Origin of the sequence: Stappia taiwanensis, from assembly GCF_014635285.1 — a bacterium.
Lineage (GTDB): Bacteria > Pseudomonadota > Alphaproteobacteria > Rhizobiales > Stappiaceae > Stappia > Stappia taiwanensis.
The window spans coordinates 335,405-359,587 of sequence record NZ_BMCR01000004.1 but is presented as its reverse complement, the minus strand read 5'-3'; the positions used below and the strand labels follow the sequence as shown (position 1 = coordinate 359,587).

The following is a 24,183-nucleotide window of genomic DNA, read 5'->3' as shown; positions in this document are numbered from 1 at the left end:
GTCATGTGCCTTTCGAGGAATTGATGTAGACGACGCGGGCAGCGGGCTTGCCCGAGTGTGCGGATATCTGCCGCTCCAGGTCGGCAATCGCTGCCGCAAGCTCGCCGTCGCTGCGATACTCGACCTTGCTGCCATCTGAATCGATGGCGCGACGGCCGCCGGCGCGGATTTTGCGCAGCGCCTCCAGCCGTGTTGCCAGCTCGGCGAGCGTTGCCATTACTGCCCCTCGTTCATGTACCAGCCGCGCCAGTCGAGGAACGAAGCGCCGTAGTCGAGCCGAACCTTGACCTCCACGCCATCGACCTCGAAGCCGGCGCGGCTGTCGGTCTGCGGTCCTTCCGACCCCATGAGATAGGCATATTCCAGCCCCTCGACGGTGGCCGGGTCGGCGGCGATGTACCAGCGCTTCACGTCGGTCAGGCGCGGTTCCACCACCAGTTCCAGCTTGCCGCCGAACACGTTCACGTCGGCGGTCTTGGTCGGCTGGATCGCGGCAAGGATTTCCTCCGCCGTGGTTTCCAGCTCCGGCGGCACCACCAGGAATTTCGGGGCAATGGCGATCGGCCGGCCGTTGATGCCCTTCTGCCGGCGCATGGCGAGCCGTGCGGCGGACAGTGCGTCCTTGGAAAGCGCCCCGCCAGCTGCGGCAAGGTTGCCGTGGTCGGCGTGGAACACCGGCTTGCCGTCATCCATCACCGGGCCGATGCCGCCGCCGCCGCCCTTGGTGAGAAGGTCCACCAGAAATTGCGCCTCGAATTCGGAAGACGCGGTGCCGAGCTTGCCGGCCAGATCGGTGAAGGCCCCGAGATCGTCGTTGACCAGCGCTTGCCGGGTCAGGCCGACAATCGTGCCGTAGGTGCCGATTGCATAGGTTTCCTTCGCCTCCACGAAGCCGGAATGCTTGTATTCGCCATGCTCGTTGACCTTCTCCAGCTTGGCGATATCGGCCGCTTGCACCTTGGTCTTGGCGCGAAAGTCCTTGTGGGTGGTCTGCCGTGCCAGCCGCTTCAGCGTGCCCGGTGCCGAGGCATAGGCCGCTCGCAGGGTGCGGTTCGCCGTGTCGGCGAAGATGGTGGCAAAATCGCTGGTGGTGTGCAGCGCCCGGGTGATCGTGTCGGCCGGGTTGAGGCCGGTTGTGGAGACGCCCGAGCGCTGCAGGCAATCGCGCGCCATGTCCAGCGTCGTCATGCCGGCGAAGGCCCGCGCCTGGTCCGACAGCTCATGTGCCGGGTTGACCCGCGTGGCATAGACCGCTTCGCCCATCCGTGTGGCGATGGTCGCCGGGTCGTCATGGTGGTGCATTGCACTGGTGCGGGCGGTCGGTGCGACCGCGCGCTGCGTGCGCAGGCTGTCGAGCGCCGCAGCGCGTGCCTCGGTTTCGCTGGCGCCGCGGTCGATCTGCGCATTTGCCCAATCGGACCCCAGATCGAAGGTATTGGCCAGCGCCCGGATTTCCTGATTTGCCGCCGCGCGGGTTTCCGTGGGGGCGGGCGGCGTGGCCGCCGGCGCCGTATTGGCCGGGGGCGCGTCCGGAGTATGTGTTTCGGGGGGCATGGTGGTTCCTCGAATTTGTGCGGCGGGGTCGGCTCCAACCGCCACAAGGCTGACTTCGCGTAGCTCCCACTGCGTGACGGTGCGGACCCGTGCGCCCGAATTCGGGTCCTTGCCGTCGCGCCATGTCTTCGGGAGATAGCCGACACTCACGTTTCGGATGATCCCGGCGCGGACGTCCTGCCAGACGTCATCGCGGCGGGTGGAAAACTGAACCTTGACGATCAGCCGCCCCGGCTCGAAGCGCACCGCGCGAACCACGCCAAGCACATTGTCGAGGCCGTCTTGCCGGTGGCTGTCCAGCAGCGGCAGGCCTTCCAGGCGGGTCAGGTCCACCGCGCCTTCGCTGACCTCCAGCACCTCCAGAAAGGTTCCGCGCATGTCGTGGCGGGGAACGCCCGCGCCGGTCGAGGCGACCAGCTCGACGGTGCGCGCCTTGTCGTCCACGGTGGCGGGGGTGAAGCCCGCCCGCATCAGGGCCGGAGCGGTCATTGTGCTGCCTCCTGTTGGCCGATGCCGAGCCGGTCGAGCCGCGCCGCATCGGCGGCAATCTCCGCGTCCACATCTTCCGCGTCATAGCCGCGTTCGGCGATGATTTCGGAGCGGCTGCGCAGCCGGTTGTTCAAAGCGACTTCCGCCGCCTTGGCGTCGCTCTCCGGGTCCACCCAGGGCCAGGCCGGGGGAAGCCACTTGGCCGCTTCGAAGGCGGCGGGGTCTGCCTGATAGGCCGTCGCCGGAATGGTGCCGGCAAGCACCTGGTGGCGAATGAAGGATCGCCAGACCGGCCGGCACAGGCCGAACACCATCACGTGGTGCTGGATCGACTGGCAGAAGCGGCGAAACTCCAGCAGCGCCGCCCGTGCGCTGGAATAGTTCACCTGGGAATAGTCCCCGGTCGCCTGTTCGTAGGTGACGCCCATGCCGGCGGCGATCAGGCGGAAGGTGGTGCCCATCAGCGCCCCCGCGCCGCCCTGGTCGGGCACGTCGGGAAACGCAACGTCCTTGCCCGGCGGCAGGGGAATGAGCGCCCCCGGCTCCAGCCCGGCTTGCAGCACGGACCCGCTTTGTTCCCCTTCATAGAGGGGGCTGCCATCCGTCTCGGTGATGAACCCGGCGTGGAGGGCGGCGACCTTGGCGCGCATCAAGAGCGCATCGCAAAGGGCATCCAGCTCCCGCGCCGGCAGGAGGACCGGGGCGAACCAGGACAGGCCGCGCACCTGGCCGGGAACCAGCGGGCGGAACAGGTGAATGATGTCGCTCGCCGGCATCCGCACGGGCGCGCTTGGAAGACCGGCGAGCGTATCGCCCGGCGCTGCCCGGCGAATGTGATAGGCGGTGATCCGCCCGAAGGTATCGAATTCCACGCCCTGATAGACGGCGGCCCCGCTTTCGTGGGTGCGCGTCATGGAGCGGTCGAGCTGTTCCGGGTGCAGCCTGCGCAGTTGCGGCGCGCCCGTGTCCGGATCGGGGGTGAAGGTGAACAGCGCCTCGCCGAAGCTGGCAAGGTCGCGCACCGCCAGTTGCTGGAGGCCGTAGAAATCCGTCAGACCGTCCGCGTCGGCCGCATCGGTCCAGGTCTTGAAGCGCCGATGCAGCGCTTGGCGGGTCGCCTCGTCCTCATGCTCGGAGCGGGGCTTGATCCCGTCGCCGGCAATGTTGGTCGCCAGGCATTCCAGCATCCGCACCCCGGTCGGGTTGTTGAGGCCGTAATGCAAGGCCCGGGCGGCGACCGTGGAGGCAACCCCGTGCAGCGTGCTGGCGCTGGTGACGGTCGGCGCATCCCGCCAGCGGCGGCCGCCGCCGCCCGCGTCGAGCGAGCGTTTCGGGAAGACGGCATCGAAGATGCGGCGGGCGAGGGGGCGCATGGGTCAGGCCTCGCCGCCGGCGTCCGGGGTGAACAGCCGACGGAAGAGCGGTCCCAGGGCAATGACGGTGAAGACCGGTGCGAAGCTATGCCGCAGCTCAGAAGGACCGGTCGCCGAGGCACGCATCATGGAACCGCCATGCACCGTGCCGCGCTCATCGCTGTAGACGCCGAAGCACCAGTCGAAATCCCCCGCCTTGGCCGCGTCCACCACCACCTTGAGGCCGTTGCGTTCGATCTTCCAAGCGCCTCCGATATCGATCTTCGGCGCGTCGTCCTGGCCGATGTTCTTGATCAGCCGCGACACCTTGCCGAGCTGGTCAATATTCCACCCCATCGCGGTGAAGAGGGCGTAGAGGCGCGCGGCCGCAAGGTGCCGGTCATTGTAAAAATAGCTCGCCGTTCGGCTGTCCCCGGACCTCTCAAGGTCTTCGAAGCCAAAAAGACCATGCTGTGCCCAGTGGCGCACCTGCCGAGCATGAAGCGTTTCGCTCTGCCCGGTAGCGACTGCGAGGCGATACGCCATGTCTTTGACGGTCATCTTCTTGGACATAATTGCTTCCCATGACATGTAGAGTGAAGGCATGGTCGCATCTTTTCATGTCATGTCAAGCGTTCTTTTCATGTTGTGTAGAGCTTCGCTCTCCCGCCCTTTCGCACAGGTGGAACGGATGCCATTCGCGGGCCATGAAGTGATCGGCGCCGAGGCTATTGGGGTCCTCGCCGGTGGTTGCGGCGATGGCATCCACGGCGGAATAGAGCGCGCGTGTGAGTGCCCGCAGAAGCGCGGAGACCTCGTAGGCCGGCGCGTCGTCGGGGATGAATTCGTAGAGCTTGTTGGCGAGATCATAGGCGAGCATGGTTTGCACCATGGCGCCGGCCGGGCTGGTCGCCAGCGTGCCGCAGGCTTCCGCCTGCAACAGGTCGATGCGGTCCAGCACCTCACGTTCCATGCGGTCCAGCCGGATCTTGCGAGCGCCCTGCACGGCGCATCCTTCCCCGTCCAGCCGTGCCCATTCACGCGACAGCTCGGCAAGTTCCCGGCCGATGGCCGCAACACGACAGTCAGTCATCGGGAACCTTCCTGGTGGCCATGCGCCCACTGGCGTTGATCGTGCCGCGTGGCGGGGGTGACGCGGCGGGGTTCGTCCGTCCCGTCCGGCTCCAGGTCCGCCGTGTCGTACTCCTGGTCGTAATCCCCGTCGATCTGGTCGAGCAGGGCGACAAGGTTCTCAATCGCCGCTTCGATGCGGGCGCGGGTGGCCGGCTCGATTGTCAGCCAGACAGGGACGCACCTTCCCCGTTCACGAAAATGGATGCCCATCCGTGTCTCCTGTGGTATGAAAAGTGTAACGATGTGACCAATTAGGCATCCTGAAACGGTCACGTCAAGACAAAATAGTCACAGGGTAACACAATGAATGCGGCTCAATGCCGAATGGCGCGTGCAGCTTTGGGCTTGGGAATCAGGGAGGTTGCCGATTTGGCGAAGGTCTCTCCCACGACCGTCACGCGCCTTGAACGCGGGGAAGAGCTGAAGCCGCGCACGGTCGAGGCGATCCGCGCCGCCCTCGAAGCCGCCGGCGTGATCTTCATTGACGAAAATGGCGAAGGGCCGGGCGTGAGGTTGAAGAAGGATTGATAGGTTCAAGCTAGGAAGCAGGGGCGTTGCACCAAAGCGCCTTTCTTGAGCGGGTCATGCTTCTTCGTATTTTTCTGTTTCGACAGAAGATTTAAGCTGAAGTATAAGAAGTTCCTCAAGAAATTTTATCATTGAAGAGATATTTATCTCTCCGTTTGATTCGTAGGCAGTGTCTGCTTCTTTTAGGCAGTTCTGAAAAGTGATCTTGTTGACCATTATTAGGTCAATTATTGTTCTGTTTCCAGGGAGCATAAAGCCATACTTCAGGCAAAGGCAAGTATATGCAAATGCTCGGGCGCATCTTCCATTTCCATTTTTGAATGGATGTATCCAATTGATGCGCCACAAAGCATAAGATGCTAATTCCAATGGCGTTGAGTTGGGCCATAGTTTCCCAAGAGTCTCAAAAAAATCTGTAATATGCATCTGTATTTTTGAGCACGGTGGAGGCTGGTGCACAATTACCTTTTCATTTCCGACATGAACTTCCACATCTCTATAATATCCGGGGTGTTGGAGTAGAAATATTGTTCCGGTCCTATGTAGTTCTTTTAGTGCCATCTCGGATGGGAATACATCTGTCGCTTGCTCTTTCCCTTGGTGGGTAAGGAGTTTAACAATGCACTCTATATTGTTAATTTGATTTGAGTAGTTTAGGACCTCAATTTCATGAGCGATGGGTCCGTTAATCAAATCCCAATTGTCATCTTTCATTGCGCGCCCAAAAAAAATGGCCTGATATCAGGCCATAATCATAGGTCTTTATGCGCTGTTATGGCAATTAGAGATTTAGCCAGCTTCGCGATACCCGTTTCCCTCGTTATCATCGAGTATCTCCTCGATGCGCTCTTTTGTGAGCAAGGACTCGTTACCACGAAGACCAAGAATCAGACTGACACGTTGTGCCCGTCGTTCCGCTGGTGTCATCTTATGATGGCGTGCACGCTCAACGAGCTCGTCTAAGATCTTATTCTTTGACATCGCCACCTCCTTTTCGTTCATTCTTTTAATGATAACGTATAAACTTGGCGTTTATATGTTCGCCCTCTGGTTGTTGTTTTTTGGGCGGGTATAAGTCCGATGGCATTCAAGACGTGGTATGCCATCGATGGATGGAGCCGCATGGCCGTCACGTTAGCTGCGCCCTTCGTGCAATCCTCAAATGAGGCTTTTCCACACTATCACACAATGTGCAAACGCAAATAGAAACTCGAGGGCTCCATATGCGTCCCTTGAGGCGCGTGTGTTGGTTTAGCCACACCACCCCGACCGGATCACGCCCGCCGGCTTTGCGTCTCGCACCTCCGGTCGCGCCAGCGCGTCCCGCCGTTCGTCCCAATTCGGATTGATCAGCTGCCGGGCGGCGAAGGCGTAGACCATGCAGTCGAGCGCTTCCGCCCGTCGCCCGGCGATGCGCTCGAACCGCCGTTGTGGCTGGCCCCGGGCATAGCGCACCACGGCGCGCTCGCTGGCGAGCTGTTCGAACCAGACCGCCGGAAGCTCCCGGGAAAAGCGCACGCTGGTGCCGGACGAAAGCCGGCCGGCCAGGTGGCTCTTGATCCCGTCCACGCCGACAATCCACAGCCGGCCGCCCTTGATCCGGCTCTTGGAACGCTCGATCCACGGCCGCGCGCCGGACGCGCCCTTGATCGCCAGCACCTTGCGCGCCGCACGCGGGAAGGCGAAGGCATAGACCGCTTCCATGGTCTCGCCATCGCCGGAATCAATCGCCACCGCATCGAGCCCCAGCGTGCCGCCAAGGGGATGCGGGAGGCGGGTCTTCAGGAGGCTGTCCAGCTCCGCCCAGGTGGCGCCATCGGCCGGCAGGCCCCAGACCACCGAATGCCCCAGGGCGAAGGCATCGCCCGTCCGGCTCCAGCCGACGAAGGTGATTTCCAGCCGGTCGCGCTGCACGTCCACGCCCGCCGTCACCGCGAGCACGTCTTCCGGCAGCGCCTCGACGGAAAACCCTTCCGCGCGGGCGGCAAGGGCCGCCTCGTCCAGTTCCTCGCCTTCCGCGCGCCAGCCTTGCCCCAGCACCGTGTTGACGAAGGTCTGGAGCAGCTCCGGCGTGTCCTTCGCGGTCAGGAATTCCGCCGCGAGCTTGCCCCAGGAAGCGTTCGCCAGCGGTGACACCAGCGCATTGACTCGGAAGCCGGCATGCCCCTCCACCTCCGGCGCGGTGGCGCGCCAGCGGCCACCGGCGACCATGGCCGGCTTGTGCCGTTCCTCCACCACCGAACCGCAGGCCGGGCAGGCCCAATGCGCGTCCTGCGGCCGTCCCTCCGGCCAGTGGATATCCCGCCAGGTGATTTCCTGAAACGCGCCGCAGCCGGGGCAAGGCACCTCGAACACCCGCATGTCGGAGCGGCCGTAGGCGTTCAGCACATGCGAGGTTTCTTCGAAGATCGGCGTGGAGCCGATGACAATCTTGCGGTCTGGAAACGAAAGTGTGCGCTTTTCCGCCAGCAGGATGGGACTTCCCTCGGCGGTCATTTCCATGGCGTCGGCCTCATCGACGATCAGCACGCGGGTGTTATGGGCGCGCAGGTTGCGCGGCGATTTCGACGCCACCACCTTCAGCGATCCGCCGGGGAACCGGCGCGACAACAGCGTGTTGCGGTTCTCCCCGCCGGCTTCGCCGGTCAGCGCCCCGGCCAGCACCGGCGAGGCTTCGAAGGTGGGTTCCACGTTGGTCACGACGAAGTTTCGGCAATCGTCCTCGGTCGGCAGCACGAACAGCACCGGCGCCGGCTCGTTGACCACATGCGAGGCGAGCGCACCCACCAGCAAGGTGGTGTAGCCGATGCGGGCGGATTTCACGACGGTGACGCGCTCGATCTCCGGATCGCTGATGGCATCGGCGATGCCGCGCTGGAACGGATAGAGGCGGATCGGGCCGGGCAGGGCGGACACATCCGCCGGCAAGCGAATCTCGGTTTCGATCCAGGCGGAAAGCGCCAGGCGCGGCGGCGGCTGGAGCGCCCGCAGCGCGGCGCGGCGAACGCGGGAAAGCGGTTCATTCGGCATTGGCAAGATCCTCCAGCGCGTGGCGTAGTTCGGTGTCGATGGCGCCGACGTCATGGGCGGTCAGGTGCGGCAGCACCTGCCGCAGCCGGGAGGGGACGGCGAGAAGCCGGGAGCGCACGCGCCGCAGCATGTCGGTCCATTCCCGTTCCACATCGGCGGCGGGCAGCAGGTCCTGGCGCAGCAGCGCGTTCTTGAGCGCCGCATGGTCCGCCTGTTCCTTCACCAGCCGCGCCCGTTCGGTCGCCGCGTCGGTGCGGGCGGCAAGCGGCAGGTCGCCCTGGTCGCTTTGGGCGGCGGATCGCTTGGGGTCGATGTTGGACTGGATCCACAGCCGGCCACGTGCAACGTCAATCCGCCCGTCAGGCTCCACCGGCAGGCCGGCGCGGATCATCTGTGACACCCGCCCCGGCGACACGTTGGCGACCTTGGCGAAATCCGACTTCCGCAAGGTCCGGGGTTCCCCGATCATGTCCGACATATGCACCTTCCGCATAGCTAACCCGTTGGCATCATTTGCTTTTAGCTATCAATTTGACTTCAGCGAGAAAAACGCCGGGCTGTGTCTCCCCGCATTGCCCGAGCCTAGGAAGGACCCAAACGCTGGCAGTCCTCCAGGGCGTCGAGAACGTCCACGGGAAACAGCCACCCCTTTTCTCCATGCAACCGCAAAGTCATTGGCGGCTTGCCCTTGCGCTGGTGATAGACCTCCGAAAGGCGATCCCATCGCGGATCAGATTGGGGCACGAATTCGGCGCGCTGGCGTCCCGCCTGTTCTGCCGATGATGGAGGTGAGGACGGGGCGCGCGATGCGTTGTCGGTGCCGCTTTCGCCCTGAGCTGGTGCGGGGCTCTCCGGTCGCGGGTGTTCCTCGCGCGTATGCGCGCGCGTTTTTTTTATTTCTTTCTTTTCTATTTGGGGGTCACCGGTGAACCCTTTTACAGGGTGGTTTTGAACCCCTTTCGGCTCATTGCTGGCCCCCTTTTCAGAACAAAAGGGTTCACTGGTGACCCCCTTTTCGGCTGTGTCCACGAGACGATCAAAGCGCAGTTCGTAGTAGTTGGGGTGCCCACGCCCGCCCTTGCGATGCACGGAAATCAAGCCGACCTTCTCCAGCTTCCGAATAGCGCGCTTGGCGCTGCTGACGCTTGTGCCCGTGGCTTCCGCCAGGGTGGGCACCGTCGGCCATGCTCTACCGGATCGGGCGTTGATGTAGCCGCACAGAACGATGCCGATGCGCATTTCGGCCGGTGTCAGTCTCTGGTCGATACCAAGCGCCATCATCCAGTTGGCCTTGTCGGAATACTGGATGCGGTAGGTGGCGGGTTTGCGCCCGCGATCCTTCAGAGACGTGACCCTGTTCATCGGCTGCACTCCAGCCGGTCGGCGAGCAACAGCAGGCGGTCGGCCGCGTCGTGCTTGTCCTCAAGGTAGCTTTCCGGCGTCGCGTGCCGGCGCATTCCAATGCGCAGGACAAGGCGCGCCAGGTCCCGGATTTCCTCCGAAACCGCGTTTGACAAATCGCCGCTAAGTGCTTGATTTCGTGTCGTCGGTTTGACAGGGGAAAATCGGCTAAAGCGCTGGCGTCCGGAAAGTCCATCGGGATTGAAAATCCGCGTGTCGCTGGTTCGATTCCGGCCCTGGGCACCACTTACCCCATTGAAAGTCGCGATGGAACGGACAGCTCGGGCATCACTGTCCGGAGCGCTCATGTTTTCGGCTGCTCTGATCTGCGTCGGTGATCCGCCAACGCGGCAAGCGCGCCGCCGGTTCAGGCTGTCATCGTTGCGGTCTGTTTGCTCTCCCGCATCATCAGCAGCGCACCAATCAGGAAGCCGACAGCGCCGAGACACAGGTGAAGGTTGGCGACGGTCGCGATCCACCCCGGTTCGGGGCCTCTGGGGATATAGGCCAGAATGCCGGAAATCATGAAAAAGAGGCAGCCCAGAAGGTTTGCAAAGGCGATCTGCCAGTCCAGATCTTTCGGTTTCCACGACCAATAGGCATGACTGATTTCCATGAAGGCGAGCGAGCCGGAAATCAGGAACAGAACGGACCCGATCATGCCGGGGAGCCAGATCGTCAGATCTGCGACGTACCAGTCCGTCGGCGGTACGATGGCATCGAAGGTGTTGAAATTGAACATCACCGTGCCGGCGAACTGGGTGATCGTGCTGAGCCAGCCCAGATTGGATGGCCGCCAGCCGATCAGATGAAGCTCTCCCGCTTTGACTGGGGGAGGAGGCGCGGTCGAGAAATCCGGCGCGTTCGCTGCCTGAAGGTTCTGCAGGAACCCCGCAGTCGTGAAGAAGATCGAGCCCAGAAAGAAGATGAGCCCGATTTTCCAGATGGCCAGCGAGCCGGGGACCAGTGAGAGCGTTGCTGCAAGAATGAAGTGGAGCGAGCCGATGGCGAAGCAAAGGCCGATCCACCAGTTGTAGGCGGGGCGGTGCCAGAAGGGGACCTCGGTCTGCTCCGGATGCCGCAGCAGGCCCTTGCGGCTCTGGCGCGCGCGCCAGATCGCGCCATGACCGTGCAGTCGGAAACGGCGCAGGGTGACGAAGGGCGCCGGTCCGGCCAGCGTCATGCTGGCCGGTTCCTGGGGGGCAAGGGGCCCGCTCATTGCGGGCCCTCTCGGGTCTGGCGAACCAGCGGGGAGGCCATCAGTGGTGGAACCCCGAGGCATCCTCCTCGCCGAGCGGTGTCTTGCGCGGATGGGCTTCGAGATGAGTGAGTGCGGCCTTGATGTCATCGATCAGCAGAGAGCAAAGGTCGCGGCTTACCCCGTTGCGCACCAGAATACGCTGGATCGCCAGACCCTCGCAATGTGCCGGCAGGGTATAGGCCGGCACCTGCCAGCCGCGCACGCGCAGCCGGTCGGCCAGGTCGAACAGGGTGAAGCCGGGATCCGTCCCCTCCTTGAGCTTCCAGGAAACTGCGGGAATTCCACGCTTTCGGTCGCCATCGAACACAATATCGAACGGCCCCAGCGCCGAAATCTCCCGGGCCAGAAAGGCGGCGCTGTCATAGCAGGCCGTATGCACCTTCTTGTATCCTTCGCGACCGAGGCGCAGGAAGTTGTAGTACTGGCAGACGATCTGTCCCCCGGGACGGGAGAAGTTGAGGGCGATATCCTTCATGTCTCCGCCCAGGTAGTTCACCCAGAACACCATGTTCTCAGGCAGATCGCTTTCCTGTCGCCACATCACCCAGCCGACGCCGAGCGGAGCCAAACCGAATTTATGGCCCGAGGTATTGATCGAATGGACCCGGGGCAGGCGGAAATCCCATTCCAGCTCCGGGGCGCAGAAGGGCGCGAGAAAGCCTCCGCTGGCGCCATCCACATGGATCGGAATGTCCAGCCCGGTGTCCTGCTCCAGCTTGTCCAGCGCATCGCTGACCGCCTTCACCGGTTCGAATTCGCCGGTGAAGGTCACGCCGAGCGTGGGAACGACGCCGATGGTGTTTTCGTCGCACAGTTTCAGCACTTCCTCCGGGCTCATCAGGAAGCGGCCGTTCTCCATGGGGATCTCGCGATGCTCGACATCCCAGTAGCGGGTGAACTTGTGCCAGCAGACCTGAACCGGTCCGGTGATGAGGTTCGGCTTGTCGGTCGGCTTGCCCTCGGCGTGGCGCCTGGCCTCCCAACGGCGCTTCATCGCCAGGCCGCCGAGCATGGCCGCCTCGCTCGATCCGGTGGTGGAGCAGCCCGTGGCCGGCCCTTCGGGGGCGTGCCAGAGATCGGCGAGCATGCGCACGCAGCGCGCTTCGATCTCTGCGGTCTGCGGGTACTCGTCCTTGTCGACCATGTTCTTGTCGATGCACAGATCCATCAGGTCGTGGATCTCGGGCTCTTCCCAGGTCTGGCAGAAGGTTGCCAGGTTCTGGCGCGCATTGCCGTCGAGCATCAACTCGTCGCGCACGGCGGAATAGACCCGCCGCGGGTCTTCCTCGCGCGCGGGAAAATCCGATTTCGGCAATGACAGGGACAGTCCCCTTGCGCCATAGACCTCATCATACGGGTTGTCGAATTTGCGGCTCATCGGGATCTCCGTATCTGTGGCGGGAAGGGGGAGGGGGTGGTGTCTGGTAATGATGAGGGAGGTGCGCTGTCGGAGGATGGCTCCACTGTGCGAGTGTGTAGTGATGTTGTACCAGACAGACTGAAAGTCATCGTTGCTTCCCGGGCATTTCCCTTCAGATGCGAGAACTGGCGATTGACTGAACGTACGGTAGAGGAAGCGCGAGGGGCGTGCAAAGAGGATTGGAACCTTCTTTCGGGAGAGTGAATCAAGCAAGAGTTCATGGTGTTGCAAAAATCTGTGTTTGATATGTGCGGCGCAGGGGGCAAGCTCACGACAGGATGACGCGCTCTGTTCCGCCAGATAAGCCTGGGTAAGGTTGCACGCACAGATTGCATTTGCGGAGGGGTAGGTCGGGTCACGCCAGATCTGGTGTATCCGTCAAAATTTACACGTCTGGAAATAAAGCAATAACACCTTCTGTGTTGAATTCCTTCGCTGCCGGGCGCTTACCAGCCCCGGCTGGCGCCGTGGAGGGTGTGCCCGGAGGGTGGCCGGTCACGGTGGAAGACGCAGACTTCTACGGCTTGGGGAGACACCGTTTGACCGACCATAATCATACCGTGATGGCGAACCGTCTTGCGATCGAAGGCGGCGATCCGGTGCGCACCGAGCCGCTGCCCTGGGAGTTGCCGGGGGCGCACTGGATCGGTGAAGAAGAGCGCGCGCTGGTCGAGAAGGTGGTGCTGGCGCAAAGTCCGTTCCGGTTCTACGGGCCCGATCCGCAACATATGGTCGAGACGCTGGAGCGGGAGTGGTGCGAAACCCACGGTCATCGCAACGCATTGGCGGTCTCCTCCGGCACCGCGGCTCTATCTATCGCCCTTTCGGCGCTGGAAATCGGTCCGGGCGACGAGGTTTTGATCGCCGGCTACATGTGGGTCAGTTGCGTTTCGGCCATCGTGCGTAGCGGCGCCATTCCCCGCCTTGTCGATATTGACGAGACCTTCTGTATGGATCCGGAGGATCTGGAGCGGAAGATCAACGAGCGCAGCCGGGCGATCCTTTTGGTGCACATGAGCGGCGCACCGGGGCACGTGGGCCGCATCGCCGCCATTGCCCACGAACATGGAATCAAGCTGATCGAGGATTGCGCCCAGGCGGCGGGTGCCAGCCAGAACGGCACGCCGGTTGGCCGGTTCGGCGATATCGCGACTTTCAGTTTCCAGCTCAACAAGAACATGACGGCCGGCGATGGTGGCATGGTGGTCAGCGATGACGATGCCCTGTTCCGCCGCATCGTCGCGCTGCACGACCTTGGCTATGCCCGAAACGATGCCGGCCGGCTCGATCCTTCGGACGAGACCTGCCAGCTCTGGGGTGTCGGCGCGCGTATGTCCGATCTGGCGGGCGCCATGGCGCTGGCCCAGTCGCGCAAGCTGGCGCGGATCACCGGTGCCATGCGCAGCGCCAAATGGCGGATTCGCGAGGCGCTGTCGGATATCCCGGAACTGACCTTCCGCACCGTGCCGGACCCGGATGGCGACAGCGGTCCGTTCCTGATCGCCAGTTTCCCGGATGGGGACCTCTGCGAACGGTTTGTCGCCGCGCTGCGGGCAGAGGGCATTCACGGCCCGGAGGGCTCGCTTGGGTGTCTCGCCATGCGCGAATGGGGGCTGCACTGGTATTTCAACATTCCCAGCCTGACGGAAAAGCGGTCCAACAGCCGGGACGGTTTCCCCTGGACCCATCCGCTGAACGCCTTTGCCGATGAGATCGACTATCACAAGGGTGCATTGCCGCGCTGCGATGATCTCTGCGGCCGGTCGATGCTGCTGACGATTGCCTCGAAACTGACCGATGCGGATGTGGACGACATCGTCGCGGCCTTCCGCAAAGTCGCCAATGCCTTGTTCCGCCGCTGAAAACGGGAAAAACATGTCTACTCTTTCGTCCATTCTCGCTTCCGATCCCTTTTCCATTTCAAAATCCACCACCAACATCGACGTCCTGATCGTCGGCTCGGGAACGGCTGGCGTGACCAGCGCCATCGAGCTGGCCCGCAAGGGGCTTTCGGTGGTGATCCTGGAGGCGGGGCCCTTTGTCCTGCCGAACCACGTCGGCTCCTCGCCCTTCCGCAGCCGGGGCGAGATCACCCCGCAGATCCACAATCTGGTACGCTACCGCACCGCCTGGAGCGACCGGGCGAACTACCGAGAGGATGTGGCTTCGCCGCTCAACAACGATGCCTGGTCGGCGGTGGGCGGGCGCACCCTGTTCTGGGGCGGCTGCACGCCGCGCTTTTCCGAGTGGGACTTCGGCGACTGGCCTCTGAACTATGAGGAATTCGCTCCCTACTACGATCACGCCGAGGCGTTGATGCATGTCTCCGGGCGTAGCGAGCAGCGGCCGCCGTTCTTTCGCGGCGCGGCGCAGGACACGATCCTGGAGCGTCTGCGCGGCGCCGGTATCGAGGCCGAACATGCCTCGCTTGGTGTCGACACGCAGGAATCGCGCAATGGCTACGTGCCGCGCGGGTTCGACTGCGCCGCCGACCGCCTGCTGCGCAGTGGCCTCCTGAGCCAGACGGTCGCCCGGGGGCGCATCACTCTGGTGCCGGACACGCTGGCCGAACGGGTCGACCACAATGGTCACGCGGTTACCGGCCTGATTGCCCGGGGCACGCAGGATGACCGGCGGTTCCGTCTCGTTGCTCGCCACTATGCCTTTGCGGGCGGTGCGATCCAGTCGACCCGGCTGGCCCTGGCCTCGGGGTTGAAGGACGTGCATCCGCTGGTCGGCAGTCATATCGCCGATCATCTGTTCATTCAGGGCCTGTTCAAGCTGAACGCGCCGGTGAACGAGCCGATCTATACCTTCATTCCGGCGGCGGAGAACCGGCCCTATCATATTCAGGTGCAGGGGCCGTTCGACGAAACCTGGTACTCGCCGTATCACGCGACGGTCTGGCTCGATTGCAATCCGCAAGGGCTTTATCTGCTGGCCTATTGCTTTGGTGTCGGCGAGGCGGCTAAGAGCAATGAAGTGCACATGACCGGACAGGCGGGCGACGGGCCGGGGAGCATGGGCGAATATGTGGTCCTGGCCGACCGGACCGAGAGCGATCTGCGCATTCTCGACGAGATGAACGCCTTCCTGCCGCAGGTGGCCCAAGGCATGGGGGCGGAGCTGGTGCGCAGCCAGATCAACCCGCCGGGCGCCGCGCTGCACGAGATCGGCGGCTTGCGCATGTCGGCGGAGCCGGGCGTCGGCGTGACCGACACCTACGGCCGGTTCTGGTCGCTCGGCAATCTGTCGGTTGCCGATTCCGCCGCATGGCCGTCGCAGGGCTCGGCCAACAGCTATCTCACCATCACGGCCTGGTCCTTGCGCCATGCCGAGGGCGTTGCCGCCCAGCTTGAGGAAAAGGCCTGATCATGCTCATTCGTCTCGTCGCGCTGGCCGCGCTGTTCGGCTTCCTCTTCGGCTTTGACGAAGGGGTGATCGCCGGCGCGCTGCCATTCATCACCAAGCTGTTTGGCATCACCGCGGCGGGCGAGGGCATGGTGACCTCCGCCGTACCGCTCGGCGCGGTCGCCGGTGCAATCCTGGCGGCGATCTGGGCGGATGCGCTCGGTCGCCGCATGGTGCTGATCATCTGTTCGCTGCTGTTCGGCATCGGCGCACTTGCCAGTGGCCTTGCCAGCGGCGAGGTCGTTCTGGTCGTCGCGCGGCTGATGCTGGGCATCGCCATCGGTGCCTCCGCGCTTGCCGCGCCGATGTTCCTGGCGGAACTGGCGCCGGCGCGTCAGCGCGGCGCGGTGGTTTCCGCCTTCCAGTTGATGATTACCATCGGCATTCTGGTGTCCTATCTGATCGACATGATGCTGGAGCCGCTCGGCGCCTGGCGCTGGATGCTGGCGCTCGGGGCGGTGCCGGCCATCGTCACGCTCGGGGGCATCTGGTTCGCGCCGGAAAGCCCGCGCTGGCTGGTGATGCGCGGTCGCAATGAGGAGGCGGAAACGGTCATCGCTGCGGTACAGCCGGAGCTGGGCCGGGAGGCTGCCGCCGAAATCGTCCGTGATATCGCCGCCTCGCAGGCTTCGGCGCCGAAGAGTGCGGACTGGTCCCAGTTCCTGTCGGAGCGGATGCGGCCGATCGCCTCCTTCGCCATCATCGCCTTTTTGCTGCAGCAGGTCAGCGGCATCAATGCGGTGATCTACTACGCACCGACGATCCTCGGTCATGCCGGGTTCGACGGTGCCAGCACTCAGCTTGCCGCGACCGTCGGTATCGGCATCGTCAACGTGCTGATGACCGTGGTGGCGATGTTCATTGTCGACCGGCTCGGCCGCCGGCCCCTGTTCATCATCGGCTTTCTCGGCGCCGCCGCCAGCCTTGCGGTCATTGCCCTGACCATGAACTCGGGCAATCCGGAGATGGCGCCGGTCGCGCTGGTCGGCCTGTTTGTCTACATCGCCTTCTTTGCCGTCAGCCTCGGGCCGCTTCCGTGGATCTACATGTCCGAGCTGTTCCCGCTGTCCATGCGTAGCCGGGGCATGGCCATGGCCTCGGTGGCCAATTGGGGCTGCAACTTCCTGGTGGTGTTCCTCTTCCCGGTCGTGGTGGCTGCTGCCGGGGCTGCCGTCACCTTCGCGATCTTCTGCGGCTTTTGCGTCCTCGGTGCCATCTATGCCTGGGCACGGGCGCCGGAGACCAAGGGCGCGAGCCTTGAAGACCTGGAAAAGCGGGGGCTTGCGGTCACCGCATGAAACCCCTGCCCACCATGGAAGGGCCGATGGCGTTCTCGCTGGCGCGTGTTGCACTGCTGACCGTCGCCAGCGGCCTGTTGTTCGGCTACAGCACCGCCAGCATCGCCGGCTGGCTGGAGCCGATCGCCGGCACCTACGATCTGTCGATCGCTGGGCAGGAGTATTTCACCGTTTCGCTGGTGATCTCCTGCTTCGCCGGAGCTTTGGCGGCCGCGCCATTGGCGCGCGTGTTCGGGCGCCGTCCGGCCCTGCTGGTCGCCTTCGTGCTGGCGCTCGGCGGCTACTCCATCACCGTGCTGGCGCCGGGGCTCGGATGGCTTGTGGTCGCCCGAGTGATGATGGGCCTGGCGGTGGGCGTCTCCTCCACCGTCGCGCCGATGTATGCGGGGGAGGCGACGCCGGCGCACCGGCGGGGCGGCGTGGTGTCGCTGTTCCAGCTTGCCGTGACCCTCGGCATCCTCGCCGCCTATGCGGTTCCGCTGTGGCTGGAGGATCCGGACGCCTGGCCGGCGGCCATCGGCGGCGGGGCGATCATCACTCTGTTGGGCCTTGCGGCGCTGGCGAGCGTACCGGAAAGTCCGCTGTGGCTGGAAAGTGTGGGCCGGAGCGAGCGCGCCCGGCGCGCCGCCGCTGCCCTTGGCGTCGAGCATCAACCGGCGGTGCTGGCGGTGGATACGCTTTCAGAACGGGATCGGCCGGCTCCGTCCTTGAGGGATCGGTTCGGCTCCTTGCGACAGGGGGCCACCGTGGCGGTGTTGGCGCTTTGCTGCGCCATGTTCATTCTGCAAAACCTCAGCGGCATCGACGGCATCCTCTATTATGCGCCGAAGATCTTCATCGAGCTGGGCTTTCCCGCCGGCGTGGCGGCGCTCGGAGCAACCTTTGGCCTTGGGCTCGTCAATGTGGTGGCGACGGTCATCGCGATACTGGTGGTCGACCGGCTGGGCCGCCGTCCTCTGGCGATCTATGGCGCGGCGGTGATGGTGCTTGGCCTGTGTGCCGTGGTGGCCGCCAACCTCTTTGACCTGCCGCTGCTTGGCCTTTCTGGTCTGTGCGTCTATATCGCCGCTTTCGCCATCAGTCTCGGGCCGCTGCCCTACGTGCTGATGGCCGAACTGGTGCCATCGACCTATCGGGAAGCCGGCCTGTCGGCGGCCTCGGCCACCTCCTGGCTGTTCAATGCGCTGGTGGCGGTTTTCTTCCTGACAGGGGTGACGGCGTTCGGTCTGGCGGTGGTCTTCATGCTGTTCGCGGCGGTTTGCGCGCTGGCACTGGTGGTGGCGGTGGTCTGGATCCCGGAAACCCGGGGATGTGCCCTAGAGGAAATCGAGGAAAAGGTCGTTTCTGGTGTGCCGCTGCGGCGTCTGGGGCGGTCGTGACAAGCGGGGAGGGCGGAGGTTCCCGTCCTCACCTGTCTGTCTCCATATCTCGATGCGGGCGATGGCGCGCCCTTGCCATCCCGGCGATTGTCGGTGACAAGAAACCGCTCAAGTTGTTCTCTATTTGGCAGCCTTCATGACCGTTACCATCGTCACCGCCGCGAACGCGGGTTTTGGCAGGACCCTTGCCCAGTTTCTGCTCAGTGTCCGGCGGCGGGGGCTGCACCGGCAACACCGGATTCTTGCCTATGATCTCGGCCTGACGCCGGAGCAGCGCCAGGATCTCAGCGCGCGTTTCCCATGGTGCGAGATCATTCGTTTCCGCTTCGAGGATTATCCCCCGCATGTGGCGGTGGAGGCCAAGACCTTCGCCTGGAAGCCGCTGATCATCGCCGAGGTTGCCGAGCGCTTCGGCGGTATCGTGTTCTGGCTCGACAGCGCCACCCTGTTTCATGGTGACCTTCGTGAGCCGCTGGAGGTGCTGGCCCGCCATCATGTCTATTCGCTGGAAGGGCAGTCGAACATCGACCAGTGCTGCGAGCCGGCCGTGCGCGACTATCTGCGGATCGAGCCGGAATTTCTGCATCGTCAGGTGCGCATCGGCGGAGTTCTGGGCCTTGCGACCGCTACCCCCGCAGCGCGGAAGCTGATCGCCACCTGGCGCGATCTGGCGCTCGATCCGCGCGCCTTTACCGCCGAGCGAAGCGGCCACAATGCGGACCAGACGGTGTTGAGCGTGGTGCTGTTCCGGATGGAGCAAGCCGGTGAGCTGGTGCTCAATCCGGGAGACATCGACATCAGTTCGTTCCGCCCGGTGCGCTGGCTCAGCTCCCGCAACAAGGTGCTGGGCGGCCAGCCCCTCTGGGCCGACCCGCTGGTCCGTCTCGGCTACCGGGCCTACAAGGTGGGCGACCGGATCAATCTGCGCTGGCAGGATTTCTACACCCGGCGCCTTCTCGGCCTGCACCGCTGGCCGAAGGAGCATTTCCAGGTCTTCGTCATGCGGCCCGGCGACGAGGCACCGACCCCGGTGCGCGCGCCGGCGTTGAGCTATTACGCCGATCCGTTCCTGATGCGTCGGGATGGGCGGCTCTGGCTGTTCGTCGAGGAGTTTGAATACGTGGAGCAATGCGGCCGGCTGGTGGCGATGGAGCTGGATGAGGAGCTGCGGCCCGGACCGGTGCATCCGGTGTTGCCGCTGCGCGAGCACGCCTCATTTCCCTATCTGTTCCAGATCGGCGACCGGCTGATGATGGTGCCGGAGACCTGCGCCCTCGGGGCGCTCGATCTCTATGAATGCGTGGGCTTTCCGGGCAGGTGGCGCCGGGTGCGCCGCTTCTTCCACGATGTGGATGCGGTCGACACCAAGGTGTTTCATCGCGACGGCAAGTGGTGGCTGGTGACCTGCATGAGCGCGGACGGCGAAGGCGCGCGGACCCTTCATGTCTTTTCCACCGATGATCTGGAGACCGGCGCGCTGACCGCTCATCCGGTGAACGAGGCGCGGCATTTCGCCGATGGCTCGCATGGCTACGGGCGCGGCGCTGGCAGCCTGTTCCTCGATGCGGACGGGCCGATGCGGGTGATCCAGAAGAACACGGACTATTACGGCCAGGCGGCGGAGGTGCGCCGGATCGCGCCGCTTGCGCCTGAGGCCTATGCGGAAACGCCGGTGGGGCGCGGTCATCCGCTGGCCGATCTGGTGTCACTGGTCTCGCCGCATCATGTTGCCATGTGCGGAGGGGCGGTGGCCTTCGATGTGCGCGACCGGCTCGGCTTCGTCTCCGGCCTGCCGGGCATCGGTCCGCGTCTGGCGCCCATCGATCCGGTGGCAAAGCGGTTTCTGGCCGGCGATGCGTCGGTGACCGCCGCTGTCGCCGATGCGGTCAGCCGTCTTGAGGCCCTTGGGGTGCACGCCGCGCCGGGCCTCCCACACGCCAGCACTCAGCCATGTGACGGATGACGATGGTGTTGTTGCGGCCTTCGTCGCCGCCCTCGCCGCGATTGATCAGCCCGAGGCTGGAGGCGCGATAGAGCGCCCTGTGCGACCAGAGCTGGAAGCCGGCCCGGGCCGCGGGGATCACGTATTTCGGCGCGGCGCAATGGCCGGAGATCCACACATCATCGACAAAGAACGCCGCCTCCGGCGCGCCGTCATGAGACAGCATCGCCGCCATCTGAGGAAAGAAACGCGGGCGCACCAGATAGCCCGAGAACCCTTGCAGGATGTCGATTTCCCGGCGCTGGCGAAGGCGCCGGGCGCGGATCGGCGCCGGCGGCAGCATGTAAAGGTTCGTGCGGATGGTGGTCGGCCGGTCGGTCAGGTCCTCCGGCACCACCCAGCCGGACAGGGCCGGCGCGGCGTCCGGGTCTTCTTCCGCGGCAGCCGTCAACCCGGCGATAAAGCCCGGCGGATAGATCCGGTCATCATCGACAACGATGATGGGTGCGTCGGGCTCGACAGCGGTCAGGGTCGGAAACAGCTTGGTCGCCGGGCCGACATCCTCGCAGCGGACGATCCGCACGGTGGCGAGTCCTTCCAGCTCCGCCGGAATCTCATAGCCGCAATTCTCCCGGCGTGAATGGTCGGGCACGTTGATGCGGATCTCCGCCGGTGGCAAAGATTGATCCATGAGGCTCTTCAGCGTCATGGCGATATGGCCGATCCGGCTCGGGATCGTCGTCAGCGAGACGATGGCCGGGCTGCGGACCGGCGCTGCGGCCACTTTCCGGTCGAGCTCTGTCAGATCGAGCCGGGACAGCCGGCGCGCGCGCCGCAGGTCGGCGATCAGCGTTTCGCCCTCGAAGAAGTCATGCACCGAAATGGCGGTGGCGATCCCGCCTCCGATGGCGGCAAGGGCAAGCGGCAGAACGAAGGACATGGCGACCGAGCGGATTTGAGGATGTGAGGCGCGGAAGGTTGCGGTCCGCGTCGGCGGTGTCAAGGCCCGGCCAGGTTTGATCGGGTTAAAGGTGGCAACCGGAGGTCAAAGGCCCGATTGCCACGCCCGGATGCCGTCGATTGGCCACAGCAGCATGATGATGTTGAGGGTGAGATTGTCGCGGATGACGAGAGCGGCAACCGCCTCCATCGCCAGGGCGAGGCCGAGCGTGACGCGCCAGGGCAGATTGGCCGCGAGCCAGAAGCCGACCAGCATCCACAGGATATCGGCCACGGAGTTGATCACACTGTCTCCGACGTACCCGACGGCAATCGTCGCCTCCCGATAGCGGTCGATGATGATCGGGCTGTTTTCCAGGATCTCCCACGCCGCCTCGATGAGGATGGCGCCAACCGCCCGCCAGCCCAGCGGCACCCGGGGCAGGGTGTAGTGGAACAGGGCGTAGAAGATCATCCCGTGGATGATGTGTGAGGGCGTGTACCAGTCCGACAGGTGCTGGGAGTTGTCGCTGGAGATCACGTCGCCGGTCCACAGCTTGATCTCGCCGCAGGTGCAGATCGGCACCCGGCCCATGGCCAGCAGAATGGCGGCGGTGGCCGCGATCAGCACGAGGGCAACGACAAACGGCAGATGCCGGGAAGGGGAAGCGGTCATTGTCGGATCCGGTATTGCGGGTAAGGACGGGGCGAGCTGGCGATTGATGAATGCCGCTGCGCGTACGCGGCACTGGTATTTTGCGCCGGTCTTGACTAGGGTCCGGCTCCATGACTGAGGCCGACATGGCATGAAACATGGCGAACGCCCGCGAGGAAGGGTGTGCAGGGCGGGCTGGTGGCCCGATCAAGCGCGCTGACGAAACGGGGGAACGTCATTTTCATGTCCTTCGGATTTGACCGGATTGCGCCTCCTCTGCGTCGCGAAAGTCTTGAAAATGAACCACATTTTCTGAGCTTTCGCTCCTTGACGAAGAGCAATCCGCCTCAAACCATTTCGACTTCATTCATGGAGCCGGGCCCCGGGGTCCGGCGCACGAAACAAAGGGTGGCGCGGCGATGAGCCGGCGCGGATGTGGGATCGAACCGGCTGGCAGGTCGGGGAGCCGGTCCCTCCCGGCCGGTTGTAACGGGCAAGGACCGGAGCTTTAGCCCGGTCCGCTGGACCCGCGCAAGCCGCCGCTGTCGATTTCTAAGGAGCAGGCATGAGCCTCAGCGAACTTCCGCAGCCGGCCGAGGCGCCCGGCAAGAGCGCCCCCTATCTGTCGCGGCGCACCTTCGCGATCATTTCCCACCCGGATGCGGGTAAGACGACGCTGACGGAAAAGCTCTTGTTTTCGGGGGGCGCCATTCGCGCCGCCGGTCAGGTGCGTGCGCGCGGCGAGCGCCGCCGGGCCCGCTCGGACTGGATGAAGATCGAGCAGGAGCGCGGCATCTCGGTGTCCTCCTCGGTGATGACCTTCGAGCGCGGCGGCATCACCTTCAACCTGCTCGACACGCCGGGCCACGAGGACTTTTCCGAGGACACCTACCGCACGCTGACCGCCGTTGACGCGGCGATCATGGTGATCGACGCGGCCAAGGGCATCGAGACGCAGACCCGCAAGCTGTTCGAGGTCTGCCGCTTGCGCGATATCCCGATCATCACCTTCGTCAACAAGATCGACCGGGAGGGCCGCCATCCGCTGGAGGCGCTGGACGAGATCCAGGAGGCGCTGGCGCTCGACGTCACGCCGATGACCTGGCCGGTGGGCATGGGCTCGGACTTCTTTGGTGTCTACGACTGGCGCAACAAGCGCTTTCTCACCTCCAGCGAGGGACGTGGCCAGCGCTTCGACAGCGTACGCGAGGTGTCGGGTCTTGAGGATCCGGTGCTGACGGACACGGTCTTCGCCAATGTGATGGCCGAGCTGGAGGAGAACGTCGAACTGGGCGCCGAGGCCTATCCGGAATTCGACCGCGAGGCGTTCCTTGAGGGCCACATGACGCCGGTGTTCTTCGGCTCGGCGCTGCGCGACTACGGCATTGAGGAAATCATCGAGTTCATCGCCGAATTCGGCCCGGCGCCCCATGCCCAGCCGGCCACCGCCCGCGTCATTCGTCCCGATGAGCCGAAGGTGTCCGGCTTCGTCTTCAAGGTGCAGGCCAACATGGATCCCAAGCACCGGGATCGGATCGCCTTCGTCCGGCTGTGCTCTGGCACCTTCAAGCGTGGCATGAAGCTGAAGCACGTACGCGCCGGCAAGACCATCGCCGTATCCGCGCCGATCTTCTTCTTCGCCGAAGAACGCGAGATCGCCGAAACCGCCTATCCCGGCGATGTCATCGGGGTGCCCAACCACGGCCAGTTGCGGGTTGGCGACACCCTGACGGAGGGCGAGGAGATTCACGTTACCGGCCTGCCGGCTTTCGCACCGGAGGTGCTGAGGCGGGTGCGGCTGAGCGACACCATGCGGGTGAAGCAGATGCGCCAGGGCCTGGAGGACCTGGCCGAGGAAGGGCTGGTGCAGATCTTCAAGCCGAGCATCGGTTCCAACTGGATCGTCGGTGTCGTCGGCGTGCTGCAGCTCGATGTGGTGATCGACCGGCTGAAGGTCGAGTACCAGACGGAAATCGGCTTCGATGCCGTGCAATACAACACCGCCCGTTGGATCGAGTGCGACGACGACCAGGTGTTGCGCCGCTTTCTCGATGCCAGCCGGGGCAGTCTTGCCTATGATCGCGACGACCGCCCGGTGTTCCTGTTCAAGAACGCCTGGGAAGTCTCTTATGTAGGTGAAAAGAATCCGGAGATCCGCTTCCGGGAAACGCGAGAAATTGTTCATACGCCGGACTGACAGCAACGTTGGCTCCCGCCTCGGAAAAGAGGCGGGATTGCCACGTTTCTGACGTATTCGCGGAAAAAGGCGTAATTTGTGCGCTTTTTCTTGCAATGCGGGGCGAACGCGACTACTTAGAATGTTCGCCGGCGAATATTTGAGACGCCGCGATTCTGTTTGTCGATCTCTCTTGGAAACCAGAAAGGAGGTC

At 64.0% G+C, this 24,183-nt stretch carries 22 protein-coding genes; 7 read left to right on the top strand and 15 right to left on the bottom strand.

What is annotated here, in order from left to right; translation table 11 throughout:
• Nucleotide 1: 1 nt before the first annotated feature.
• From IEV83_RS12320 to IEV83_RS12295, 6 genes are read right to left on the bottom strand one after another with little or no spacing between them, the layout of a single operon-like run.
• Nucleotides 2–217, bottom strand: a complete 216-nt coding sequence (locus IEV83_RS12320) for a phage head-tail joining protein (RefSeq protein ID WP_181761696.1) — start codon at nucleotides 215–217, stop codon at nucleotides 2–4.
• Nucleotides 217–2,043: a prohead protease/major capsid protein fusion protein gene (locus IEV83_RS12315; protein ID WP_181761695.1), complete on the bottom strand. Its 1,827-nt coding sequence runs from the start codon at nucleotides 2,041–2,043 to the stop codon at nucleotides 217–219. Before IEV83_RS12315 ends, IEV83_RS12320 begins: the two co-directional genes overlap by 1 nt.
• On the bottom strand, nucleotides 2,040–3,416 hold the full coding sequence (locus IEV83_RS12310; RefSeq protein WP_188478601.1) for a phage portal protein: 1,377 nt from the start codon (nucleotides 3,414–3,416) through the stop codon (nucleotides 2,040–2,042). The genes IEV83_RS12315 and IEV83_RS12310 overlap by 4 nt, the downstream gene beginning before the upstream one ends.
• A gap of 3 nt (nucleotides 3,417–3,419) precedes the next feature.
• Nucleotides 3,420–3,968, bottom strand: coding sequence for a hypothetical protein (locus tag IEV83_RS12305; RefSeq protein ID WP_181758961.1), 549 nt, complete (start codon nucleotides 3,966–3,968; stop codon nucleotides 3,420–3,422).
• Nucleotides 3,969–4,023: 55 nt separating this feature from the next.
• The gene (locus tag IEV83_RS12300; RefSeq protein WP_181758962.1) at nucleotides 4,024–4,488 is read right to left on the bottom strand and encodes a hypothetical protein; all 465 of its coding nucleotides are present in this window, start codon (nucleotides 4,486–4,488) and stop codon (nucleotides 4,024–4,026) included.
• A complete protein-coding gene (locus IEV83_RS12295; RefSeq protein WP_181758963.1) occupies nucleotides 4,485–4,739 on the bottom strand; it encodes a hypothetical protein in 255 nt (84 codons plus the stop codon). Before IEV83_RS12295 ends, IEV83_RS12300 begins: the two co-directional genes overlap by 4 nt.
• 114 nt (nucleotides 4,740–4,853) lie before the next feature.
• Here IEV83_RS12295 and IEV83_RS12290 point away from each other — a divergent pair, with 114 nt between their 5' ends.
• Complete coding sequence (locus IEV83_RS12290) at nucleotides 4,854–5,057, top strand: helix-turn-helix domain-containing protein (protein WP_244628160.1); 204 nt, start codon at nucleotides 4,854–4,856, stop codon at nucleotides 5,055–5,057.
• 54 nt (nucleotides 5,058–5,111) lie between these two features.
• On the opposite strand, the gene IEV83_RS12285 is transcribed toward IEV83_RS12290, so the two are convergent.
• The 7 genes from IEV83_RS12285 to gad all read right to left on the bottom strand — a co-directional run bounded on the left by IEV83_RS12285 (nucleotide 5,112) and on the right by gad (nucleotide 12,127).
• A complete protein-coding gene (locus tag IEV83_RS12285) occupies nucleotides 5,112–5,771 on the bottom strand; it encodes a Fic family protein (RefSeq protein ID WP_181758965.1) in 660 nt (219 codons plus the stop codon).
• A gap of 537 nt (nucleotides 5,772–6,308) precedes the next feature.
• Nucleotides 6,309–8,087, bottom strand: a complete 1,779-nt coding sequence (locus IEV83_RS12280) for a phage terminase large subunit family protein (RefSeq protein ID WP_181758966.1) — start codon at nucleotides 8,085–8,087, stop codon at nucleotides 6,309–6,311.
• A complete protein-coding gene (locus IEV83_RS12275) occupies nucleotides 8,077–8,565 on the bottom strand; it encodes a DNA packaging protein (RefSeq protein ID WP_224910718.1) in 489 nt (162 codons plus the stop codon). The genes IEV83_RS12280 and IEV83_RS12275 overlap by 11 nt, the downstream gene beginning before the upstream one ends.
• A gap of 104 nt (nucleotides 8,566–8,669) precedes the next feature.
• Nucleotides 8,670–9,449, bottom strand: a complete 780-nt coding sequence (locus tag IEV83_RS12270; protein WP_181758968.1) for a helix-turn-helix domain-containing protein — start codon at nucleotides 9,447–9,449, stop codon at nucleotides 8,670–8,672.
• Nucleotides 9,446–9,796: a hypothetical protein gene (locus IEV83_RS12265; protein WP_181758969.1), complete on the bottom strand. Its 351-nt coding sequence runs from the start codon at nucleotides 9,794–9,796 to the stop codon at nucleotides 9,446–9,448. The genes IEV83_RS12270 and IEV83_RS12265 overlap by 4 nt, the downstream gene beginning before the upstream one ends.
• Nucleotides 9,797–9,855: 59 nt before the next feature.
• Nucleotides 9,856–10,707 carry a hypothetical protein gene (locus IEV83_RS12260; protein ID WP_181758970.1) on the bottom strand — a complete coding sequence of 284 codons (852 nt, stop codon included), beginning with the start codon at nucleotides 10,705–10,707 and terminating at the stop codon, nucleotides 9,856–9,858.
• A 40-nt stretch (nucleotides 10,708–10,747) separates the two neighbouring features.
• Entirely contained in the window at nucleotides 10,748–12,127 is a 1,380-nt protein-coding gene (gene gad, locus IEV83_RS12255; RefSeq protein ID WP_181758971.1) for a glutamate decarboxylase, read from the bottom strand.
• 581 nt (nucleotides 12,128–12,708) lie between these two features.
• On the opposite strand from gad, the gene IEV83_RS12250 reads away from it, so the two are divergent.
• The 5 genes from IEV83_RS12250 (at nucleotide 12,709) to IEV83_RS12230 (ending at nucleotide 20,220) form a co-directional block, all read left to right on the top strand.
• Nucleotides 12,709–14,031: a DegT/DnrJ/EryC1/StrS family aminotransferase gene (locus IEV83_RS12250; RefSeq protein ID WP_244628159.1), complete on the top strand. Its 1,323-nt coding sequence runs from the start codon at nucleotides 12,709–12,711 to the stop codon at nucleotides 14,029–14,031.
• A gap of 13 nt (nucleotides 14,032–14,044) precedes the next feature.
• The gene (locus IEV83_RS12245; protein WP_244628158.1) at nucleotides 14,045–15,541 is read left to right on the top strand and encodes an FAD-dependent oxidoreductase; all 1,497 of its coding nucleotides are present in this window, start codon (nucleotides 14,045–14,047) and stop codon (nucleotides 15,539–15,541) included.
• Between the two features lie 2 nt (nucleotides 15,542–15,543).
• Nucleotides 15,544–16,878, top strand: a complete 1,335-nt coding sequence (locus IEV83_RS12240) for a sugar porter family MFS transporter (protein WP_181758973.1) — start codon at nucleotides 15,544–15,546, stop codon at nucleotides 16,876–16,878.
• The gene (locus IEV83_RS12235; RefSeq protein ID WP_244628157.1) at nucleotides 16,875–18,257 is read left to right on the top strand and encodes a sugar porter family MFS transporter; all 1,383 of its coding nucleotides are present in this window, start codon (nucleotides 16,875–16,877) and stop codon (nucleotides 18,255–18,257) included. The genes IEV83_RS12240 and IEV83_RS12235 overlap by 4 nt, the downstream gene beginning before the upstream one ends.
• A gap of 136 nt (nucleotides 18,258–18,393) precedes the next feature.
• Nucleotides 18,394–20,220, top strand: coding sequence for a glucosamine inositolphosphorylceramide transferase family protein (locus IEV83_RS12230; RefSeq protein ID WP_181758974.1), 1,827 nt, complete (start codon nucleotides 18,394–18,396; stop codon nucleotides 20,218–20,220).
• Here IEV83_RS12230 and IEV83_RS12225 read toward each other — a convergent pair.
• The gene (locus IEV83_RS12225; RefSeq protein WP_181758975.1) at nucleotides 20,144–21,139 is read right to left on the bottom strand and encodes a hypothetical protein; all 996 of its coding nucleotides are present in this window, start codon (nucleotides 21,137–21,139) and stop codon (nucleotides 20,144–20,146) included. The genes IEV83_RS12230 and IEV83_RS12225 overlap by 77 nt on opposite strands.
• 105 nt (nucleotides 21,140–21,244) lie before the next feature.
• On the bottom strand, nucleotides 21,245–21,814 hold the full coding sequence (locus IEV83_RS12220) for a DUF2585 domain-containing protein (protein ID WP_181758976.1): 570 nt from the start codon (nucleotides 21,812–21,814) through the stop codon (nucleotides 21,245–21,247).
• Nucleotides 21,815–22,358: 544 nt separating this feature from the next.
• On the opposite strand from IEV83_RS12220, the gene IEV83_RS12215 reads away from it, so the two are divergent.
• Nucleotides 22,359–23,990 (top strand): peptide chain release factor 3, encoded by a 1,632-nt coding sequence (locus IEV83_RS12215; RefSeq protein ID WP_181758977.1) that lies wholly within the window; start codon nucleotides 22,359–22,361, stop codon nucleotides 23,988–23,990.
• Nucleotides 23,991–24,183 lie beyond the last annotated feature (193 nt).

Excerpts from the sequence above, each read along its gene's own strand:
- IEV83_RS12320 (WP_181761696.1), bottom strand. The coding sequence starts at position 217 with ATGGCAACGCTCGCCGAGCTGGCAACACGGCTGGAGGCGCTGCGCAAA.
- IEV83_RS12315 (WP_181761695.1), bottom strand. The coding sequence starts at position 2,043 with ATGACCGCTCCGGCCCTGATGCGGGCGGGCTTCACCCCCGCCACCGTG.
- IEV83_RS12310 (WP_188478601.1), bottom strand. The coding sequence starts at position 3,416 with ATGCGCCCCCTCGCCCGCCGCATCTTCGATGCCGTCTTCCCGAAACGC.
- IEV83_RS12305 (WP_181758961.1), bottom strand. The coding sequence starts at position 3,968 with ATGTCCAAGAAGATGACCGTCAAAGACATGGCGTATCGCCTCGCAGTC.
- IEV83_RS12300 (WP_181758962.1), bottom strand. The coding sequence starts at position 4,488 with ATGACTGACTGTCGTGTTGCGGCCATCGGCCGGGAACTTGCCGAGCTG.
- IEV83_RS12295 (WP_181758963.1), bottom strand. The coding sequence starts at position 4,739 with ATGGGCATCCATTTTCGTGAACGGGGAAGGTGCGTCCCTGTCTGGCTG.
- IEV83_RS12290 (WP_244628160.1), top strand. The coding sequence starts at position 4,854 with ATGGCGCGTGCAGCTTTGGGCTTGGGAATCAGGGAGGTTGCCGATTTG.
- IEV83_RS12285 (WP_181758965.1), bottom strand. The coding sequence starts at position 5,771 with ATGAAAGATGACAATTGGGATTTGATTAACGGACCCATCGCTCATGAA.
- IEV83_RS12280 (WP_181758966.1), bottom strand. The coding sequence starts at position 8,087 with ATGCCGAATGAACCGCTTTCCCGCGTTCGCCGCGCCGCGCTGCGGGCG.
- IEV83_RS12275 (WP_224910718.1), bottom strand. The coding sequence starts at position 8,565 with ATGTCGGACATGATCGGGGAACCCCGGACCTTGCGGAAGTCGGATTTC.
- IEV83_RS12270 (WP_181758968.1), bottom strand. The coding sequence starts at position 9,449 with ATGAACAGGGTCACGTCTCTGAAGGATCGCGGGCGCAAACCCGCCACC.
- IEV83_RS12265 (WP_181758969.1), bottom strand. The coding sequence starts at position 9,796 with ATGAGCGCTCCGGACAGTGATGCCCGAGCTGTCCGTTCCATCGCGACT.
- IEV83_RS12260 (WP_181758970.1), bottom strand. The coding sequence starts at position 10,707 with ATGAGCGGGCCCCTTGCCCCCCAGGAACCGGCCAGCATGACGCTGGCC.
- gad (WP_181758971.1), bottom strand. The coding sequence starts at position 12,127 with ATGAGCCGCAAATTCGACAACCCGTATGATGAGGTCTATGGCGCAAGG.
- IEV83_RS12245 (WP_244628158.1), top strand. The coding sequence starts at position 14,045 with ATGTCTACTCTTTCGTCCATTCTCGCTTCCGATCCCTTTTCCATTTCA.
- IEV83_RS12240 (WP_181758973.1), top strand. The coding sequence starts at position 15,544 with ATGCTCATTCGTCTCGTCGCGCTGGCCGCGCTGTTCGGCTTCCTCTTC.
- IEV83_RS12235 (WP_244628157.1), top strand. The coding sequence starts at position 16,875 with ATGAAACCCCTGCCCACCATGGAAGGGCCGATGGCGTTCTCGCTGGCG.
- IEV83_RS12230 (WP_181758974.1), top strand. The coding sequence starts at position 18,394 with ATGACCGTTACCATCGTCACCGCCGCGAACGCGGGTTTTGGCAGGACC.
- IEV83_RS12225 (WP_181758975.1), bottom strand. The coding sequence starts at position 21,139 with ATGTCCTTCGTTCTGCCGCTTGCCCTTGCCGCCATCGGAGGCGGGATC.
- IEV83_RS12220 (WP_181758976.1), bottom strand. The coding sequence starts at position 21,814 with ATGACCGCTTCCCCTTCCCGGCATCTGCCGTTTGTCGTTGCCCTCGTG.
- IEV83_RS12215 (WP_181758977.1), top strand. The coding sequence starts at position 22,359 with ATGAGCCTCAGCGAACTTCCGCAGCCGGCCGAGGCGCCCGGCAAGAGC.